General features: G+C 58.7%; 18 protein-coding genes and 1 tRNA gene. 11 read left to right on the top strand and 8 right to left on the bottom strand.

All coding sequences use genetic code 11. The features are described from left to right. Positions 1–13: 13 nt before the first annotated feature. On the top strand, positions 14–298 hold the full coding sequence (locus Q0478_RS14000; RefSeq protein WP_089894211.1) for a hypothetical protein: 285 nt from the start codon (positions 14–16) through the stop codon (positions 296–298). Between the two features lie 296 nt (positions 299–594). Here the strand turns inward: Q0478_RS14000 and Q0478_RS13995 are convergent. The 5 genes from Q0478_RS13995 to infA all read right to left on the bottom strand — a co-directional run bounded on the left by Q0478_RS13995 (position 595) and on the right by infA (position 2,855). Beyond that, positions 595–669: transfer RNA gene (locus Q0478_RS13995), tRNA-Phe, on the bottom strand. Between the two features lie 83 nt (positions 670–752). Continuing rightward, the gene (gene yacG / locus Q0478_RS13990) at positions 753–935 is read right to left on the bottom strand and encodes a DNA gyrase inhibitor YacG (protein ID WP_298680314.1); all 183 of its coding nucleotides are present in this window, start codon (positions 933–935) and stop codon (positions 753–755) included. Then, positions 932–1,966, bottom strand: coding sequence for a ribonuclease E/G (locus tag Q0478_RS13985; RefSeq protein WP_298680312.1), 1,035 nt, complete (start codon positions 1,964–1,966; stop codon positions 932–934). Before Q0478_RS13985 ends, yacG begins: the two co-directional genes overlap by 4 nt. Further along, the gene (locus tag Q0478_RS13980; protein WP_298680311.1) at positions 1,963–2,553 is read right to left on the bottom strand and encodes a nucleoside triphosphate pyrophosphatase; all 591 of its coding nucleotides are present in this window, start codon (positions 2,551–2,553) and stop codon (positions 1,963–1,965) included. The genes Q0478_RS13985 and Q0478_RS13980 overlap by 4 nt, the downstream gene beginning before the upstream one ends. Positions 2,554–2,636: 83 nt before the next feature. Next, positions 2,637–2,855 (bottom strand): translation initiation factor IF-1, encoded by a 219-nt coding sequence (gene infA / locus Q0478_RS13975; RefSeq protein ID WP_008186030.1) that lies wholly within the window; start codon positions 2,853–2,855, stop codon positions 2,637–2,639. Positions 2,856–3,374: 519 nt separating this feature from the next. Between infA and Q0478_RS13970 the strand changes: the two genes are divergently transcribed. Further along, a complete protein-coding gene (locus Q0478_RS13970) occupies positions 3,375–3,968 on the top strand; it encodes a heparin lyase I family protein (protein WP_298680309.1) in 594 nt (197 codons plus the stop codon). 96 nt (positions 3,969–4,064) lie between these two features. Here Q0478_RS13970 and Q0478_RS13965 read toward each other — a convergent pair whose 3' ends face one another. Further along, on the bottom strand, positions 4,065–4,952 hold the full coding sequence (locus tag Q0478_RS13965; protein WP_298680308.1) for a carbon-nitrogen hydrolase family protein: 888 nt from the start codon (positions 4,950–4,952) through the stop codon (positions 4,065–4,067). Between the two features lie 188 nt (positions 4,953–5,140). Here Q0478_RS13965 and Q0478_RS13960 point away from each other — a divergent pair, with 188 nt between their 5' ends. Further along, positions 5,141–7,021 carry an acyl-CoA synthetase gene (locus Q0478_RS13960; RefSeq protein WP_298680306.1) on the top strand — a complete coding sequence of 627 codons (1,881 nt, stop codon included), beginning with the start codon at positions 5,141–5,143 and terminating at the stop codon, positions 7,019–7,021. Positions 7,022–7,136: 115 nt separating this feature from the next. Next, the gene (locus Q0478_RS13955; RefSeq protein WP_298680305.1) at positions 7,137–8,807 is read left to right on the top strand and encodes a sulfatase-like hydrolase/transferase; all 1,671 of its coding nucleotides are present in this window, start codon (positions 7,137–7,139) and stop codon (positions 8,805–8,807) included. Between the two features lie 218 nt (positions 8,808–9,025). On the opposite strand, the gene Q0478_RS13950 is transcribed toward Q0478_RS13955, so the two are convergent. Continuing rightward, on the bottom strand, positions 9,026–10,687 hold the full coding sequence (locus Q0478_RS13950) for an acyl-CoA dehydrogenase family protein (RefSeq protein WP_298680325.1): 1,662 nt from the start codon (positions 10,685–10,687) through the stop codon (positions 9,026–9,028). Positions 10,688–10,820: 133 nt separating this feature from the next. On the opposite strand from Q0478_RS13950, the gene Q0478_RS13945 reads away from it, so the two are divergent. Continuing rightward, the gene (locus Q0478_RS13945) at positions 10,821–11,624 is read left to right on the top strand and encodes a sulfite exporter TauE/SafE family protein (protein WP_366914922.1); all 804 of its coding nucleotides are present in this window, start codon (positions 10,821–10,823) and stop codon (positions 11,622–11,624) included. 52 nt (positions 11,625–11,676) lie between these two features. Here the strand turns inward: Q0478_RS13945 and Q0478_RS13940 are convergent, their stop codons facing one another. Then, positions 11,677–13,275, bottom strand: a complete 1,599-nt coding sequence (locus Q0478_RS13940) for a phosphoenolpyruvate carboxykinase (protein ID WP_298680303.1) — start codon at positions 13,273–13,275, stop codon at positions 11,677–11,679. Positions 13,276–13,620: 345 nt separating this feature from the next. Between Q0478_RS13940 and Q0478_RS13935 the strand changes: the two genes are divergently transcribed. From Q0478_RS13935 to Q0478_RS13910, 6 genes are all read left to right on the top strand, one after another. Then, positions 13,621–14,322 carry a response regulator transcription factor gene (locus tag Q0478_RS13935; RefSeq protein ID WP_298680301.1) on the top strand — a complete coding sequence of 234 codons (702 nt, stop codon included), beginning with the start codon at positions 13,621–13,623 and terminating at the stop codon, positions 14,320–14,322. A gap of 104 nt (positions 14,323–14,426) precedes the next feature. After that, complete coding sequence (locus Q0478_RS13930) at positions 14,427–16,124, top strand: sensor histidine kinase (protein ID WP_298680299.1); 1,698 nt, start codon at positions 14,427–14,429, stop codon at positions 16,122–16,124. Positions 16,125–16,129: 5 nt separating this feature from the next. Beyond that, a complete protein-coding gene (locus Q0478_RS13925; protein WP_298680297.1) occupies positions 16,130–16,570 on the top strand; it encodes an HPr kinase/phosphorylase in 441 nt (146 codons plus the stop codon). Positions 16,571–16,602: 32 nt separating this feature from the next. Next, positions 16,603–17,511, top strand: coding sequence for an RNase adapter RapZ (gene rapZ / locus Q0478_RS13920; RefSeq protein WP_298680295.1), 909 nt, complete (start codon positions 16,603–16,605; stop codon positions 17,509–17,511). Next, complete coding sequence (locus Q0478_RS13915; RefSeq protein ID WP_298680293.1) at positions 17,508–17,894, top strand: PTS fructose transporter subunit IIA; 387 nt, start codon at positions 17,508–17,510, stop codon at positions 17,892–17,894. Before rapZ ends, Q0478_RS13915 begins: the two co-directional genes overlap by 4 nt. 32 nt (positions 17,895–17,926) lie before the next feature. Next, positions 17,927–18,205 (top strand): HPr family phosphocarrier protein, encoded by a 279-nt coding sequence (locus Q0478_RS13910; protein WP_298680322.1) that lies wholly within the window; start codon positions 17,927–17,929, stop codon positions 18,203–18,205. Positions 18,206–18,234: the final 29 nt, after the last annotated feature.

Below are 18,234 nucleotides of genomic sequence, written 5' to 3'. Positions count from 1 at the left end.
AAGGAGTTGAAAAATGCCAAAAAAACTATCGATTGTTCGTTTCAAACCCAAGCCTGAATGTTTTGATGAATTCTTGCAAAATATCCAAGACTGGCACGCTCAAGCGTTCGCTGATGGTGACCACCGTCTAATGCGGACTAAAGAGGAAGTTGTTGCCATAGTTGTTAGAGACAGCGAAATGCTAGACGAAAATATCAAACGTGGGGTAAATTGGTTAGACAGCCAAAGACCTCTCTTGCAAGAATACAATGATGTAGATCGTCACACGATGCCCATAACAGGCGATCTCGTAGTCTAGCATTAGATCGACTCGTCATATTTTTAGTACTGAAATTGGCCACGTCGGTGTGTGGGGCCTCCTAACACCCACGGTGTTGGTAACTACACCAATCGTGTCCCAAACCACGTCCGCCCAAAAAAATCTGCCAACACAGTGTCCGCAACATAGCCACACCCAACACTGTGTTCAACACAGCGAATCCGCAGTCAAAATAGTCAGCAACACGGCAAAAAGTGTGTTTAAGGTGTGTTTTTGAATTACACAACTTTAGCGCGCATTGCGCTTGGCTAAGTCATTGATATTGTTGGTAAAAGTGGTGCCCAGGGGCGGAATCGAACCACCGACACGAGGATTTTCAATCCACTGCTCTACCCCTGAGCTACCCGGGCACGGGATGAATGCGCGAGCATTCTGGGTAGCGGCGTTCTAGGCGAGGGGAGGGGCGGTGTCCAGAGCCTTTTTACGCAAAAAATCAGTGTGGCTTTGGAACATGGTTTTCAAGCTCTTCAAGAAGCTCTTCTGCGTCTTCCGGGTCATTGGACGGGATCGCATAGCCCCCGCCCAACCATTTGGCGAGGTCGATGTCGGCGCAGCGGCGCGAGCAGAAGGGCTTGTAGCGCGCATCGGTTTCATCAGAGCAGATTGGGCAGCTCATGCAGTGACCTCCGTGAGCAGCTCCGCCAGGGGCAGGCGCGCGCGTTTGCGTTGCAACTCATAGTGCCCCAGCGGTGTGAAGCCTGCCAGAACCGTGTCAATCCCGTCCGCCTTCAGAGCGGCGCGCAAAGAGGCCTCAAAGCCGCGACGGTCTTTTTTGGGCATGGGGGCAAGATCAATCGTGATCTGCCCGCCGAGGCCGCGCAGGCGCAGCTGGCGGGGCAGGTCTTTTGCGCAGGCAAAGTTCGCCCGTGTGCCTGCGGCGAAAGAGCTGTCTGCGCCTGTGTTCACATCCACAGCCACAAGCGCGCGGGTCGGCTCGATGTAGAGCGAAGCCCCGCCTGCGAGGCGCACATGGACCTCTTTGAGCGCATCAATCGCCTCCAGCACGCCGTGGCTGGCAAAGCTGCCCGCCTCGGTGACAACATCAGCCGGTTCGATCCAGTCACGCCAGGCCAGCACATGTGGGCCGTCGCCCTCTGTGAGGGTCTCGGGCGTGTCCCCTGCATCTGCAAGCACGGTTTGGGCCAGATCGACCATGGCGCGCAAATCCTCGGCGATGTCCTCGTCGGACGCCTTCTCGCAAGACGAGCGCAAGATCAGGCCCATCTCAAGCCCGGCCATTTCGTCTTTGGCAATCAGCATCAGCGCATCGCGGCGGTCGTCATCCCGGATCTGGCGCGAGATGTTGAGCCCCGGCGCATCGGGGGTGACAATTGCGTAACGCGATTTGAACAGTAGCTTGGCCGTGACAGGCAGCGCCTTGCCCTCTTCGGCATAGCCCGTGAGCTGCACGGTGAGCATCTCGCCGGGGGCGATGCCTTTCACCTGCTTAAGGAAGGCGTTGCCATCGGGGGTTTCAAGAAACATCCCGCCCTGGCCCTTCACAGGCTTCATCGCGCGCGCGCGGTAGATCGTGCCGGGGCGGGGCGCATCTGCGTCGATGAGCAGGTCATGTAACTGCCCGTCCACCATCAGCGCTGCGGCCTCGCGTGTGCCGAGGTGGTCAAGGATAATCTGACGGCCCTTCATGATGCCCTCCAAAGCGGGTAGCCCGCTGCTTGCAACAGCCCAGCCGTTTCCGCGAGCGGAAGCCCGACAACGGCAGTGAACGAGCCCGAAATCCACGGGATCAGCGCGCCAGCTGGCCCTTGGATGCCATAGCCGCCTGCCTTGCCCTGCCAGTCGCCTGTGGCGATATAACCGGCGATATCGGCGTCCGAGAGCCGCTTCATCTTGACGGCTGTCACCACATCACGCTCCCAGAGGCGTGCGCCTTTTTTCACAGCCACGGCTGTAATCACACGGTGGCGGCGCCCCGAAAGCGCGCGCAAGAAACGCTCCGCCTCGCCAGCGTCCTCGGGTTTTCCCAAGATACGCCGCCCGAGCGCCACCGTGGTATCCGCGCAGAGCACGATCTCCTCTGGCGCAGCCGCCACGGCCAGCGCCTTCTCGCGCGCCATCCGCGCACAATAGGGGCGGGGCAGCTCGGTCTTGAGCGGTGTTTCGTCAATGTCGGGCGGGCGGATATCATCGGCCATAACGCCAATCTGCGCCAGAAGCTCCTTCCGGCGCGGGCTACCTGAGCCAAGAATAAGTGTGGGGCTTTTTTCAGTCATGGGCACTCAACCTGCTAGGGGCGCTGGCCGCGTTTTGCAAAGTACAAAACGCTTTCCCACGCTGCGCGAAGCAAAGCTTCGCGCTACTTAAAGCGGTAGTTGATCCGACCCTTCGTCAGATCATAGGGGGTCATTTCCACCTGGACTTTGTCGCCAGCCAGAACGCGGATGCGATTCTTGCGCATCTTGCCTGCCGTATGTGCGATGATCGTATGGCCGTTTTCCAGCTCGACCAGGAATGTCGCATTCGGCAGGAGTTCCTTTACGACACCGGGGAATTCGAGCAGTTCTTCCTTGGCCATGGTCTCTCCTAGAGTTTCGCAAGCCACCCTTGGCAAGCGCGGCTTAAATGCGCCTATCGAGCAGGTTTTTCAAGGCTTTTCTGCGATAAGCCTCTCGATAATGGTTTTGCGCGCACGCGTGGGCCGTTCGGCTTAGTGCCGCAGACCTAATGCTCGCGCAGTGCAGCGCGGGCACAAAGTCAGGCGGATAACGTGTAGCGCCTGTATGCGGATTTACGGCCGAAACCTATAGGGCCGGTTCTTAGCGTGGTATCCGCGCCGCCCTTAAAGTGCTGAAGGCTGGTGAGAGGTTGAAGCTGAAGTGCCACTCATATATTTTTGCCTTGGTTACAGTTTTTAGGGGGGCACGGAATGTTTAGGGTTCAACTTGTTGCGCTTGTTTGGCTTGTATTGGCGGCGCCTGTGTCTTTGGCATCTGAGAACAAGATGCCAACCAACGTTCCCGCGGACGCGTTTTCATTGAAGTTCAAAAGGTTGAACCTGAAGACGTCCTGTGGTGGGCATCCAGGAGCGCATTCGATGAAAAAGAAGCGCGGCACATATGTGTTTACCATGCATCATGGCGATGTTGGCAATTGCCCCACTGACAGGGGCGCAGGCTATTCGAACAAGAACATCCCTCATTCTGAACGCGCCGAAATCCAGAGTCAGAAGTTCCAGCAGGGCAGCCGCTACATCTTCAAGGCTGATGTGAGTATGGCCAAGGGATATGCAACTTCACCCAAAACGACAATCTTTCAGGTTCATCAGTGGGATACCAAACACTGCAAATGCGGGCCCTATGTCATGATCTTCTTCGACAAGAGCGGGCATCTTTCAGCCCGTATCCTCAAAAGTCATCACCAGCATCACATACGCCGTCTCGGCGGCTTTACGCGGCAGGATTTCGAGGGACGCTGGGTGGAGCTTGCGGTTGACATCAACACCGATAAGGCGCGTGCGGGCGTGACGATCTACGTAGATGGCAAGCCTGTGCATTCCGAGCCTGTGCTGGTGCAGGACGGGGGCACCGTTTTCTTCAAAACGGGGCTGTATCGTCATGGCAGGATCAGCCCGAAGCTAACGTCTGACCGCCTCTTTGTGACAGACATTGGCTATGCAAGGGTAAATTAGGCTGGGCTTTTCTCGCCGCACCGCGGTGAGGCGCGGTAATCACGGGCCTATTGGCTGGTTCGCCCAAGGCAGTCGCCAACAGCAGGACGTTCACGGCTATTTTGCTCGGAGCGGCTCGATTATGATTTCGCCTGCTCGGGCGGGCTGCTCGCTCCAGTGCTGCACACCCAGAACATGGCCATCCGCGCGGATATGGCCGATCTTGGCCGCATCAAGCGTGGCATAGGTCCAGCCGGCCTTGTTGAGGCTGCCTTCGGCCATCACACCCGTGGGCGGAAAGCCTTCATCCATCGGCGCAAAAATGCCGCCCATGCCGGTGTTGCTTTCCACGCCAAAGAGCCGCGGCTCTGTTCCGATCAGGCTGGCCATCACCGTCACACACTGCCCTTCAAGCGCACGCGCCATCGCGCCGACCCGCACGCGCCAATAGCCTTCCAGCGCTTCGGTGCAGGAGGGCACAAGGATAATCTCGGCCCCGGCTTCAACCAAGGCCCGCGCCAGCAAGGGAAATTCGCTGTCATAGCAGATCAGCACACCGATTTTGCCCAGAGTGGTCTCAAAAATCTTGAGTGGCCCCCCACTGGAAATACCCCAATCCTCGCGCTCAAAGCGGGTCATGATCTGCTTGTCCTGATGGCCCGCCGCGCCTGTAGGCGTAAACAGGGTCGCGCGGTTCACGGTGCGCTCCGCCTCGCGCACCGGAGCAGAGGGCGCAAGAATATGCAGTGAGAATTCTTTGGCCAGATCTCCGAAGAGCGTGTTCAGCTTTGGCACGCGCGCACTCACCGCATCAATCGAGCCCTGAATGTCGCCCGCGGCCGCCTCGCCAGCCTGCGCAGCCAGCTCCATCGCAGCATATTCAGGAAAGACCAGCAAATCCGCGCCATTGGAGGCCGCCAGCTGAACCCAGTCGCGTTGCTTCTGGGCGTAAATTTCCCAAGTCGGGCACCAGCTCACAGGGTAGGCGGCAGTTGCAATTTTCATTTTGAGGTGTCCTTTTCGGGGCGGTAAAGATTGCACATAGCATAAAAGACAAGGCACGGTTGCAAATACAAGTGTCGGCCCGCCGGTTCCAAGCTGACGTTGCGCCGCGCCTCTTGCGTGACATTTCAAACCGCGACACTATATCTTTCACAGAGCACTTGCAAAAAGTGCCATAGGGAGGAACCACAATGAAGTTTGGCACGCTACAAGACAGTCTGGACATGACCGCTGCAATGCCCTGGGAGGCACGCGACAAGCCGACAACCGTATATGAAATGCTCGCCATCACGGCCGGAAAATTCCCCGATCGTCCGGCTGTCAGCTACCAGCTCTTGTCTGGCCCCACCGATAAGGCCGAAACCCTGAGCTGGCGCGCCTTTCACGAGCAAACGTGCCAAGCTGCCAACCTGTTCCGCTCCCTGGGTGTGAGCGAGGGCGATGTTGTCGCCTTGGTCATGCCCAATGCCACGGAAACCGCTGTGGCGCTCATGGGCGGAATGACCGCGGGGATAGTCAATCCGATCAACCCGCTGCTGGAGGCCGAGCAGATCGCTGCCATCCTGCGCGAAACCAAGGCCAAAGTTGTGGTCACGCTCAAGAACTTCCCCAAAACCGACGTGGCCCAGAAAACCGCTGAAGCCGTGAAGCACGCGCCCGGCGTGCACACCATTCTCACGGTCGATCTCAACCGCTATCTCACCCCGCCCAAGAGCTGGATTGTCCCGCTTCTGCGCCCGAAGATGACCGTTAACCACCACGCCGACGTGAAAAGCTTCAATGCCGAGCTGGCCAAACAGCCAAAGACCCTCACCTTTGAAGACCGCAAAGTAGACCGTGTGGCCGCCTATTTCCATACTGGCGGAACAACCGGTATGCCCAAGGTCGCGCAACACAAGAATTCCGGTATCATCTATCAGGGTTGGCTTGGTCATGAGCTGCTGTTTGACGAATACGAGAGCGTCATGTGCCCGCTGCCGCTGTTTCATGTCTTTGCCTGCCACGTCATTCTCATGGCCATGGTCAAATCGGGCGCCCATGTAGTCTTCCCGACTCCGGCGGGGTATCGCGGTGACGGCGTGTTTGACAATTTCTGGAAGCTCTGCGAGCGCTGGGGCACAACGTTTGTCATCACCGTGCCCACAGCCGTCTCTGCGCTGATGCAACGCCCTGTCGACGCAGATGTGTCTAAGGTCAAAAATGCCTTTTCCGGCTCTGCCCCCATGCCTCTGGAGCTTTTCAACCGCTTTACCAAATCCACCGGCATCCAGATCATTGAGGGCTACGGGCTCACGGAAGCCACCGTTCTGGTCTCGATCAATCCGGTTGACGGAGAAAAACGTGTGGGCTCTGTTGGTTTGCAGTTTCCCTATACGGATGTGCGCATTATCGCCCAAAAAGGCAACGGCCCCGAAGAGTGCGCCCCCGATGAAATCGGGGAAATCTGCGTGGCCGGGCCAGGCGTTTGGGCCGGCAACACGTATACGGAAGCCGATAAGAATGTGGATCTCTACTATCACGACAAATATCTGCGCACCGGCGATCTGGGACGCAAAGATCCGCAGGGATACATCTGGATCACGGGCCGTGCCAAAGACCTGATCATACGCGGTGGCCATAACATTGATCCCGCTGAGATCGAAGACGCACTTCTGGCCCATCAGGATGTGGCTTTCGCAGGGGCCATCGGCCAGCCCGACGCCCACGCGGGCGAACTGCCCTGCGCCTATGTCGAGCTGGTGGCCGGGGCCACCGTCACAGCCGAAGACCTCATGGAACATGCCCAGAAACACATTCACGAGCGCGCGGCCTTTCCCAAACATATCGAGGTATTGTCCGAGCTGCCCAAGACAGCCGTTGGCAAGGTCTTCAAACCCGATCTGCGCAAATCCGCGATCACGCGGGTCTATAACGCTGCGCTGGAAGAGGCTGGCGTGGCAGCCCGCGTCACCAGTGTGGTTGATGACAAAAAGCGTGGGCTCGTCGCCCAGCTCGCCGCCAATGGTGCCAGCGATGAGGAAGTCGGCAAGGTATTGGGCAGCTTTACCCGCCCCTGGGAATGGGCGGCCTGAGGGGCACGTTCTCCAAAGCCGATGCAAATCAGGGGCCGTAGAGCAAAAGCTTTGCGGCCCTGTTTCTTTGCGGTAAGAGATGCTTAACACATCAACTAAGCTCGCGGGGGCTGCCATGGCTGCCAAAAAGAATATCCTGTTCATCATGTTTGACCAACTGCGCTGGGATTATCTGAGCTGCTATGGCCATCCGCATCTGCACACGCCCAATATCGACTGGCTCGCCTCCCAAGGCGTGCGCTTCAACCGTGCCTATATCCAGTCGCCCATCTGCGGTTCTTCGCGAATGAGCACCTATACGGGGCGCTATGTGCATAGCCACGGCGCCTCCAACAACAAAATCCCCCTCAAGGTGGGCGAGCAGACGCTGGGCGACCATCTGCGCGCCGTGGGTGTCAACAGCTGGCTTGTGGGCAAAACCCATATGGAGGCCGATGCCGACGGCATGGCGCGCCTTGGCCTTGAGCCGGATTCCGTCATCGGCGTGCGCGTTGCGGAATGCGGCTTTGATGTGTTTGAGCGCGACGATGGCATGAAGCCTGAGGGCCCCGATGGCAGCTACGACCCTCGCGGCGCAATGGCCTACAACGACTGGCTGCGCGCCAAAGGCTACGAGAGCGACAACCCCTGGCACGACTTTGCCAATTCGGCGCTGGATGAGGAGGGCAATGTGATCTCGGGCTGGTTCCTCAAAAACTCTGCCTATGCGGCCAATATTGACGAACCCGACAGCGAAACACCCTACCTCACCACCCGCGCAATGGAGTTTATGGAAGCCACCCAAGGCCCCTGGTGCTGCCACCTGAGCTATATCAAGCCGCACTGGCCATATATCGTGCCTGAACCCTACGCCTCCATGTTCGGCCCCGAACACGTTCTGCCCGTGGTGCGCGCGGAGGCCGAGCGCCAGCAGGCCCACCCCGTGCTCAAGGCTTTTATGGATACGCCCGTGGGCCGTAGTTTCTCGCGCGAAGATGTGCGCGAGGCGGTGATTCCGGCCTATATGGGCCTTATCAAACAAGTTGATGATCAGATGGGCCGGCTGTTTGACTGGCTCAAACAAACCGGCCGCTGGGAAGATACCGTAATTGCGCTCACCTCGGATCATGGTGATTTTCTGGGTGATCACTGGCTGGGTGAAAAGACGTTCTTTTATGAGCAAAGCGTGCGCGTTCCGCTGATCATCTATGATCCCTCGCCGCAAGCGGACGCCACCCGCGGAATGGTCTCAGAGGCTCTGGTGGAAAGCATCGACCTTGTGCCGACCTTTCTGGAAATGTCGGGGGGCGAGGCCCTGCCGCATGTTCTGGAAGGCGAAAGCCTTGTGCCACTGCTGCATGGCATAGCAGCGGACACGCAGCGCGATGTGGTGATCTGTGAATACGACTACTCCGGCGCGCCCGTAGCGCGGCTCACAGGCGCCAGCATCGAGCAGGCGCAAATGTATATGGTCGCCGATACCCGCTACAAACTCATCCACTTCGAGACCGGGGACAGACCCATGCTGTTTGATCTTGAAACCGACCCTCAAGAACTCACGGACCTTGGCGCAAGTGCTGCCCATGCCGAGGTGATTGCGGTCATGTATGAGAAACTCAACGCCTGGGCGCGCCGCGTGTCGCAGCGCACCACAATCAGCCACGACAGCCTGATGGCCCGCCGCTCTGCGAAAAGCCGAAAAGGCATCGTCATTGGCGTGCCGGAAGAGGGCGACATGGATGCGGAGCTGACAGTGAAATACCGTAGGCGCAAGGCCATGCCTTGGCAGGCTCTGAAGAAGAGCTAAAAGCTTTCGCCGCACCTTCGGCGCGTCGACCCGCCGGGGGGCTTTGCCCCCCGGACCCCCAGGATATTTATGGCAATAAAAAAGACGTGCAAGGCGAGTAACAAAGCCCGACGGGCAAAAAAACGGTCTTGTGCTTCTTCTGGTTCAAAATACCTTGGGGGTCTGGGGGCAAAGCCCCCAGCTGGTCGGATTTTTGCGTAGCAAAAATTCGAACTGTCTCAGCCAAGCAAACGGCGTGCGATAACTTGTGCTTGAATTTCTGCCGCACCCTCGAAGATATTCAGAATACGCGCGTCACACAGGATACGACTGATCTGGTATTCCAGCGCGAAGCCATTTCCACCATGGATTTGCAATGCATTGTCTGCGGCGCTCCAGGCCACGCGGGCCCCCAGGAGTTTGGCCATCCCGGCTTCCAAGTCGCAACGGCGGTCGTTGTCCTTTTCCCAGGCCGAGAAGTAGGTGAGTTGGCGCGCCACCATGATTTCGACTGCCATCATGGCCAGTTTTCCGGCCACGCGCGGGAAACTGATCAGGGATTTACCAAATTGTTTGCGATCTTCGCCATATTGCAGCCCCACATCGAGCGCGGATTGTGCAACACCCACGGCACGCGCCGCAGTTTGGATGCGCGCAGCCTCGAATGTCTGCATGAGCTGTTTGAAGCCCTGACCTTCCTCGGAGCCGAGGAGGTTCTCGCCCTTCACCTTGAAGCCATCAAAGGCCAGCTCGTATTCTTTCATGCCACGATAGCCCAGCACCTCGATTTCGCCGCCCGTCATGCCCTCGGTGGGGAAGGGGGCCTCGTCGGTACCGGGGGTCTTTTCGGCCAAAAACATCGACAGGCCCTTGTGATCCGTGCTTTCTGGGTCTGTGCGTGCCAGAAGCGTCATCACATGGGTGCGCGCTGCATGGGTGATCCAGGTTTTGTTGCCGGTGATCTCGTAATCGCCTTCCGCGTTTTTAACAGCCCGCGTGCGCAACGCGCCCAGATCTGAGCCGGTGTTCGGCTCGGTAAAGACCGCCGTGGGCAGGATTTCGGCGCTGGCGAGCTTGGGCAACCAGTTTTCTTTTTGCGCCTGCGTGCCACCGGCCAAGATCAGCTCGGCGGCGATCTCGGAGCGCGTGCCCAGCGAGCCGACGCCGATATAGCCGCGGCTCAGCTCTTCGGAGACAACAACCATAGAGGCTTTCGACAGGCCGAAACCGCCAAATTCCTCAGGAATTGTCAGGCCGAAGACACCCATCTCCGCGAGCTCCTCGATCACCTCCATGGGGATCAGCTCATCCTTGAGGTGCCACTCGTGCGCATGGGGTGCGACCTTGTCCAAAGCATAACGGCGGAACTGCTCGCGAATCATTTCGAGCTCTTCGTCCAGGCCCGTCTTGCCAAACGTCAGCTCGGCCTTGCCCTCTTGCATGAGCGCCACAAGCGCCATGCGTGCCGCTTGTGTATTGCCTTGCTCGCAGAGCTGCGCCGCCTCGGGGCCCATCAGCCCGCGTGCATCCTCTTGGCTCAGCCCGATATCTTGCAAGCGCACCACCTCGCCCTGGTTCATCTGGATACCGCCGGTGATTTGCAGCAGGTATTCGCCAAAGGCGATCTGGTGAATGAGCGCTTCCATCTCGCCGAACTGGCCTGTGGCTTGCAGCCTTTCAGCCCATTTCTGCATCTGGCGCAGGCTTTCCACATAGGTTGCAAGCCAGGCCAGCCCATGGGCGGCAGTTTGGTTCTGTTCCAGAAGGCTGGCGGAGACCCGTCCGTCTTTGCTCACGGTCTCGCGGACCCGGGCAATTGCCACGTCCAGCAGGGCTTCTGCCGGGGCCACAGCCGCCGCCGTGAGGCCAAGCAAATCGGGGAGAAGCGTATTTTGTGCCATTGTCATGTGTCCGTCCATCGGTGAATCAGCCTTCTTTCTGGTCTTCTTTGGTTTATCTATTTTGCAGGTGCAGCGCAATATTGCTACGCTGCACTGCGTCAAAGTGATCAAAAATTGCGTAAGAATTTTTAGAGTGCATTCCGTTTTCAGCGACGATACACATTCCAAGATGGATATGTTTTTTTCCGGGCTCTCGCCCGAGCTCTTCGCACTTGCGCTCTTTGTGACATTGGTGGCAGGCACAGTCAAAGGCATGGTCGGTTTCGCCATGCCCATGGTGATGATTTCTGGTCTGTCCAGCTTTCTTTCGCCAGAGTTGGCGCTGGCGGGCCTTATCCTGCCGACGGTGGCCACCAATGCGCTGCAAGCCTTTCGGCAAGGGCCAAGCGAGGCGCTGGCCTCGATCCGGGCTTACAAGGTGTTTCTCATGGCCATGGCGGGGCTGCTGCTGGTCTCTGCGCAGCTTGTGAGCCTTGTGCCAAGCCATGTGTTGTTGCTGGCAATAGGGCTTGCGGTCAGCCTTTTCACAGCCATGCAGCTGATGGGCGTGTCGCCGCGTTTCACAGGGGCCTCCAAACCGCTGGAAGCCCTGTTTGGCGGGGTTGCCGGTGCCCTAGGCGGGGTGTCAGGCATTTGGGGGCCGCCCACGGTCATGTATCTCAATGCGCGCGACGTGGCCAAGCAGGAAGCGCTGCGCATTCAGGGTGTGATCTATGGTGTCGGCGCGATCATCCTGTTGATCTCCCACCTCGGTTCGGGCGTTTTGAATGCCCGCACGCTGCCCTTTTCAGCGGCCATGCTGGTGCCCTCGGTTCTGGGCCTGTGGCTGGGCTTCAAGCTGCATGACAGGATCGATCAGAAGGGCTTTCGCCGCCTCACCCAGATTGTGCTGTTCCTTGCCGGGCTCAACCTGCTGCGCCGCGGCCTGATGGGGTAACGAAAAACGGCGCCCCAAGGAGGACGCCGCTTGAGACTAAGTCTGCCAGCGCTCAGCCGATGGCGGCCGCTTTCACATCTTCGTCAATATAGGGCAGATATTGCTCGAAATTGGCCGAGAACATTTCAACCAGTTTTTGAGCCTGCGCATCATAGGCTGCGCGGTCGCCCCATGTGCTGCGCGGGTCGAGCAGGGCGGTGTCCACGCCTTGCACCGTTACAGGCACATCAAAGCCGAAGTTCTCGTCCTTGCGGAAGGTCGCATCGTTGAGCGAGCCGTCAAGCGCCGCCGTCAGCAACGCGCGCGTCGCCTTGATCGGCATCCGCGAGCCTGTGCCATAGGCCCCGCCTGTCCAGCCGGTGTTCACCAGCCAGCAGGTTGCGCCGTGCTTGGCAATCTTGTCACGCAACAGGTTGCCATAAACCTCGGGGCGGCGCGGCATGAAGGGCGCACCAAAGCATGTGGAGAATGTGGGCTCCGGCTCGGTGATACCGCGCTCTGTGCCAGCCACCTTGGAGGTGAAGCCCGACAGGAAGTGATACATCGCCTGCGCAGGGGTGAGCCGCGCGATGGGCGGCAAAACGCCAAAGGCGTCGCATGTCAGCATGATCACATTCTTGGGGTGGCCGCCCACAGCCGTGTCCGACGCGTTGGAGATATACTCCAGCGGATAGGCGCAACGCATGTTCGCGGTCAGGCTGTCATCATCAAAATCAAGCTCTTTGGTCTCTTCGTCAAAAACCATGTTCTCGATAACGGTTCCGAACTTCTGCGTGGTCGCATAGATCTCGGGCTCGGCCTCTGGGTTGAGGTTGATGGTCTTGGCGTAGCAGCCGCCTTCAAAGTTGAACGTGCCCTTGTCTGACCAGCCGTGCTCGTCATCGCCGATGAGCGTGCGCGCCGGGTCGGCCGAAAGCGTTGTCTTGCCCGTGCCGGAGAGGCCGAAGAAAACAGCGGTGTCCACAGGGTTGCCCGTGGCGTGGTTGGCCGAGCAATGCATCGGCATCACGCCTTTTTCTGGCAAGAGGTAGTTGAGCAGGCTGAAGACAGATTTCTTGTTCTCGCCCGCATATTCCGTCCCGCCAATGAGGATCATCTTGCGATCAAAGTTCATCGCAATGACGGTTTCGCTGCGGCAGCTGTGCTTGGCGGGGTCGGCCTGGAAGCTCGGGCAGTTGATCACCGTGAAATCAGCCATGAAGCTGTCAAGAGCTGCGCGCTCAGGGCGGCGCAGAAGGTGACGGATAAAGAGATTGTGCCAGGCCAGCTCTGTGACCATGCGCACGTTTATGGCCAGCTCCGGGTCTGCCCCGCCGACCAAATCCTGCACATAGTAATCGCGGCCCTTCATATGCGCGATCATGTCTTCATAGAGCGCATCAAAGCCCTCGGGGCTCATCTCGGCGTTGTTTTCCCACCAGATGCTGTCGGCCACATTCGGTGTTTTCACCACATGCTTGTCCTTGGGAGAGCGGCCCGTGAACTTGCCTGTGGTCACAAGGAAGGTGCCGCCCTGTCCCAAAGTGCCTTCGCCGTTCTTCAGCGCCGCTTCCACAAGGGCAGGCTCCATCAGGTTGTAGTAAACAGCGCCAAGCCCTGTGATGCCTTGATCCTCAAGGGTGAATTTGGGGTTTACACGTCCGGTGGTCATGCGAAATGCTCCTTGGCCTGTTTGGGCGGTCTTTAAGTGGGCCCGCACCGCGCGCGCAAGGCCAGTCTTGGCACGCTCTTAACATGAGGCTTTTGTGGCGCAACAGAGCGCAACGCCGCAGTTAGCGCAATCAGCGCAACTTTAGCGCAACCAGAGCCGATATCTTTGCTCTGGCAGGGGGCTCTGTTGGGGAAAGTGAGACAATTTAGCCATTTCTCAGCACTTTTTGCTGCAAAATGGAGCCGAAAGCGCGGATGATTCGCTGCAAGGGATTGATTGCACGCCCGAAAAAGGCAATGGTGGATGAAAAAAGTAGCCAGTACGAGTAGTATAAGGAACGTTAAAATGTCCAAGATCGCCCTTGTGGACGATGACAGGAATATTCTGACATCAGTAGCCATGTGTCTTGAAGCCGAAGGCTTTGAGGTGGAAACCTATCATGACGGTCAGCAAGCGCTCGACGCTTTCAACAAGAAACTCCCCGATATGGCCGTGCTCGACATCAAAATGCCGCGCATGGACGGGATGGACCTGTTGCAGCGCCTGCGCCAGAAAACCACCATGCCGGTGATTTTTCTCACCTCCAAAGATGACGAGATTGACGAGGTGCTCGGCCTGCGTATGGGGGCGGATGACTATGTGAAAAAGCCCTTTTCCCAGCGCCTCCTTGTGGAGCGGATCCGGGCGCTGCTGCGCCGTCAGGATGCGATTTCAGGCGAGGCCATGCCTGAGACGGAAGAAACCAAAGTCATGGAGCGGGGTGATTTGCGGATGGACCCGCTGCGCCACTCGGTGTCTTGGAAGGGCAAGGATGTCTCTCTCACCGTGACCGAGTTTTTGCTGCTTCAGGCGCTGGCCCAGCGGCCTGGTTTTGTGAAGAGCCGTGATCAGCTCATGGATGTGGCCTATGATGATCAGGTCTATGTTGATGATCGCACAATTGACAGCCACATCAAGCGCTTGCGCAAGAAAATGCGCTCCGTTGATGATACTTTCTCCGCGATAGAAACGCTTTATGGTGTGGGGTATCGCTACAACGAAGAGTAAAGCGGCACCGGCAGGCTTTGCCTTTGCGCGCGGGGGCGTTAAACTGCGCCGGAGCGGGGCGCGGGCCAAGCTAGAACGAAGGCGAACAAGGGCGGGCCGGGAGTATGGTGGTGCAAAACTTGGCACCTGAGCGTAATGGTGATGTTGTTTTGGGCGATGATTTTGTCGTGCCTCACAACACTGTGGATGAGAATATTCGCGCGCGCCGTGAGCGGCGCGGTTTCTTTTCCCTGCGCCGCTCGCCGCTCGCGCGCAAGATCATCACCTTCAATCTCATTGCCATGTCCCTTCTCTTGGCAGGGATCCTTTATCTCAATTCGTCGCGCGACGGGCTGGCGCTTCAGCGGGCCAAGGCCCTTATCAGCGAGGCCGAGCTTGTGGCCGATGTGATCGAGGCGCAGATGCCGCGAGGCGTGCCGGTGACTCTCGCCACGGCCGACGGGCTTGATCCGGCCCACGCGCTCGACGGCCTTGACCTGCGTGAAGGGCTGGAAGTCCTGCTGTTTGATCGCACCGAAACGCTGGTCGCAAGGATGCAGGGCCGGGGCTTGAACGTCGATCTTGCCTATGTTCATACCGAACAGGAAAACACCTTTTTAACCAATGGATTGGCGCGTCTCTGGTCGCTTGTCTCTGCGCCCTTCGGAGGGAATAGTGCCGCGCGCGCCATTTCGCTAGAGGAGCAAGCGCGCACCATTGTCCTCCCGGCTATGAGCGGACAAAGCCAGATCAACAACGCGCTCGACACAGGTGGCAACTTTATTGTTGCCACTCCGGTTGCCCATGATGGGGCCGTGGCCGGGGTCATTGTGCTTGCTTCCACCTCCGGGGAGATCGATTATCTGGTGCGCCTTGAGCGGGAGCGGGTGTTGCAGATGTTTCTGGTCGGGGTGATCATCTCGGTGGGTCTCAGCGTTGTGCTTGCCTCGACAATCGCCAACCCGCTGAGCGATCTGGCAGCCTCTGCCGAGCTGGGCCGGGACCGGGACAGCCGCAATGTTGCGCCCGGGCGCATTCGCATCCCCGACCTAACAGCCCGCCCCGACGAAATCGGCCGCCTGTCCGGCGCATTGCGCGGCATGGTGTCTGCGCTCTATGACAGAATTGATGCCAACGAACAGTTTGCGGCAGATGTTGCGCATGAAATCAAAAACCCGCTCGCCAGTTTGCGCTCGGCCGTCGGCACTTTGCGGGTTGCAAAGCGCGAGGACCAGCGCGACAAACTTCTCTCTGTGATCGACCATGATGTGCGCCGCCTCGACAGGCTTGTGAGCGACATCTCCAATGCGTCGCGCCTTGATTCCGAGCTGGTCAAGGAAGAGCAAGAAGAGTTTGACCTTCTGAAAATGCTCGACAATCTCTGTCAGTTCCTGGGGGAAGATGCCAAGTCCAAAGGCATTGATTTCATTTCAGACTTGCCCAAACAACCCATCATTCTTGCCGGGCTTGAAGCGCGGGTTGCGCAGGTTTTTGTCAACCTTATCAGCAATGCCATTTCCTTTTGCGAGGATGGCGATGCGATCCGGGTCTGGGCCCGCCAGCGTGAAAACCGCGTGCTTGTCGTGGTCGAGGATACGGGCCCTGGCATTCCTGAAGCCGCGCTCACCAAGATCTTCAAACGCTTCTATTCGGAGCGCCCCGAACAACAGTTTGGCAACAACTCCGGCCTTGGCCTTGCCATTTCCAAACAGATTGTGGAGGCCCATGACGGGGTGATCTGGGCCGAAAATATCCGTCCTACAGATGCGGATCTGACGTCCGAACCGCTTGGGGCGCGGTTTGTTGTCGGCTTGCCGGTGTAGCCGCCATGACATCCACCCAACCCGCCCCTGCGCCCCAAACCGTCCATGCCAGCGCCGTTGCGCTCGGGGGCAAGGCGGTGTTGATCACAGGTGCGTCCGGTCAGGGCAAATCGGCGCTCGCGCTCGAGCTGATGGCTCTGGGGGCGGCGCTGGTCTCTGATGATCGCGTCATTCTCACCCGCGCAGGCGGGCGTCTTATCGCTTCTGCACCCGGGTCCATTGCCGGTCAGATCGAGGCGCGCTTTGTCGGCCTTCTAAAAGCCGAGGATGCCGGGCCAACGCCCCTTGCACTTCTGGTCCAGCTCGACAATGTTGAAACCGACCGGTTGCCGCCCCTGCGCAGCACCGAACTTATGGGGGTGATGCTCCCCACCGTTCACAAGTGCGAGGGCCGCTCTTTTGCTGCGGCCATTCTTCAGTATCTTAAGGGCGGACGTATCGCCTGACAGAAGCGCCGATGAAAGGGCCCCGAGTGCAGATGCCGCAACAAAACCTTGTTCTCGTCACCGGTCCTTCGGGGGCCGGACGTGGCACGGCGATCAAGGCGCTCGAAGACCTCGGCTATGAGGCGATTGACAACATCCCCCTCAGCCTTGTGGGGCGCCTTCTGGATGGTCCGCCGCTGACTCGCCCGCTGGCGCTCGGGCTTGATGTGCGCAATCGCGATTTTTCGGCTCACGCGTTGCTGGAGGCCTTGGAGGAGGCGATTGGGCAGCACGGCTTTGAGGCAGAGTTATTGTATCTGGACTGTTCCGAAGATGTGCTGCTGCGCCGCTTTTCCGAAACGCGCCGCCGCCATCCTTTGTCACAGGGTGATGACCTTGCCTTGGGAATTCGGCGTGAACAGGATTTGCTGGCCGCCGTGCGCAACCGCGCCGATATTCTGGTCAACACCTCCGAGTTCTCACCCCATGATCTGCGCGGCGAGCTGGCCCGGCTTCTGGGCTATGAGGCGGGGGCCTTGCTCTCGGTGTCTGTGCAGTCATTTTCCTACAAGCGCGGCCTGCCGCGCGGTGCGGATATGGTGCTGGATACGCGTTTCTTGCGCAATCCACATTGGGACAGGGCGCTGCGCACGGCCGATGGGCGTGCGCCGGATGTGCAGGCCTATGTCCGGGCGGATCCACGGTTTCAGAGCTTCTTTGACAGGGTCAAGGCGCTCACATTGGAACTTCTGCCGGCCTATAAAGCCGAGGGGAAAACTCATTTTGCACTGGCCTTTGGCTGCACAGGCGGCCAGCACCGCTCAGTTACCCTAGCGGAAACCTTGGCAAAATCGCTTGCAGAGGCGGGGTGGCAGGTGTCAATGAGGCACCGCGAATTGGAGCGCAACACGGTGGCCGCGCAAGGGCAGGCCGTGGCGCGAGCGGAGGGGCCGGAAGCGTGATCGGGATAGTGATTGTGGCACATGGGGGGTTGGCGCAGGAGTATCTTGCCGCTGTCGAGCATGTGGTGGGCCGCCAGCAGGGCGTGCGCGCGGTGACAATCGAAGCCGATTGTGACCGCCCCGCCAAAGAGGAAGAAATTTGCGCCGCCGCAGATGGTGTCGATCAGGGCGAGGGAGTTGTTGTTGTCACCGACATGTTCGGCGGCTCGCCGTCCAATCTGTCGCTCATGGCCTGCCGCTGTGACAACCGGCGCATTCTGTATGGGGCCAATCTGCCCATGCTGATCAAACTGGCCAAGTCGCGCCACATGTCCGTGCCCGATGCGGTGCGTTTGGCGCTGGATGCGGGGCGCAAATATATTGATAGCCAACAAATTACTTAGAGCGTAACTAACACCATAAAGGGGGCGCCATGATGTCGGGGACACATCAGAAGCGGTTGCAAATCATCAACGAAAAAGGGCTTCACGCCCGGGCTTCGGCCAAGCTTGTCGAAGTGGTCGAAGGCTTTGATGCGCGTGCCGAGGTTTCAAAGGACGGGATGAGCGCCAGTGGCGACAGCATCATGGGACTTTTGATGTTGGCAGCGGCGCGCGGAAGCTCTATTGACATCGAGACTTCGGGCCCTGACGCCGAAGCGCTCGCACAAGCGCTTGAGGCTTTGGTGGCGGATAAGTTTGGCGAGGATATGTAGGCGCGGGGCGTCTGCGCAAACCGGGACAA

Origin of the sequence: uncultured Lentibacter sp., from assembly GCF_937123735.1 — a bacterium.
GTDB lineage: Bacteria > Pseudomonadota > Alphaproteobacteria > Rhodobacterales > Rhodobacteraceae > Lentibacter.
This window is presented reverse-complemented; position numbering and strand designations above follow the sequence as displayed.

Coding starts and splice junctions, on each gene's coding strand:
- Q0478_RS14000 (WP_089894211.1), top strand. CDS start 14: ATGCCAAAAAAACTATCGATTGTTCGTTTCAAACCCAAGCCTGAATGT.
- yacG (WP_298680314.1), bottom strand. CDS start 935: ATGAGCTGCCCAATCTGCTCTGATGAAACCGATGCGCGCTACAAGCCC.
- Q0478_RS13985 (WP_298680312.1), bottom strand. CDS start 1,966: ATGAAGGGCCGTCAGATTATCCTTGACCACCTCGGCACACGCGAGGCC.
- Q0478_RS13980 (WP_298680311.1), bottom strand. CDS start 2,553: ATGACTGAAAAAAGCCCCACACTTATTCTTGGCTCAGGTAGCCCGCGC.
- infA (WP_008186030.1), bottom strand. CDS start 2,855: ATGGCCAAGGAAGAACTGCTCGAATTCCCCGGTGTCGTAAAGGAACTC.
- Q0478_RS13970 (WP_298680309.1), top strand. CDS start 3,375: ATGAAAAAGAAGCGCGGCACATATGTGTTTACCATGCATCATGGCGAT.
- Q0478_RS13965 (WP_298680308.1), bottom strand. CDS start 4,952: ATGAAAATTGCAACTGCCGCCTACCCTGTGAGCTGGTGCCCGACTTGG.
- Q0478_RS13960 (WP_298680306.1), top strand. CDS start 5,141: ATGAAGTTTGGCACGCTACAAGACAGTCTGGACATGACCGCTGCAATG.
- Q0478_RS13955 (WP_298680305.1), top strand. CDS start 7,137: ATGGCTGCCAAAAAGAATATCCTGTTCATCATGTTTGACCAACTGCGC.
- Q0478_RS13950 (WP_298680325.1), bottom strand. CDS start 10,687: ATGGCACAAAATACGCTTCTCCCCGATTTGCTTGGCCTCACGGCGGCG.
- Q0478_RS13940 (WP_298680303.1), bottom strand. CDS start 13,275: ATGACCACCGGACGTGTAAACCCCAAATTCACCCTTGAGGATCAAGGC.
- Q0478_RS13935 (WP_298680301.1), top strand. CDS start 13,621: ATGTCCAAGATCGCCCTTGTGGACGATGACAGGAATATTCTGACATCA.
- Q0478_RS13930 (WP_298680299.1), top strand. CDS start 14,427: ATGGTGGTGCAAAACTTGGCACCTGAGCGTAATGGTGATGTTGTTTTG.
- Q0478_RS13925 (WP_298680297.1), top strand. CDS start 16,130: ATGACATCCACCCAACCCGCCCCTGCGCCCCAAACCGTCCATGCCAGC.
- rapZ (WP_298680295.1), top strand. CDS start 16,603: ATGCCGCAACAAAACCTTGTTCTCGTCACCGGTCCTTCGGGGGCCGGA.
- Q0478_RS13910 (WP_298680322.1), top strand. CDS start 17,927: ATGTCGGGGACACATCAGAAGCGGTTGCAAATCATCAACGAAAAAGGG.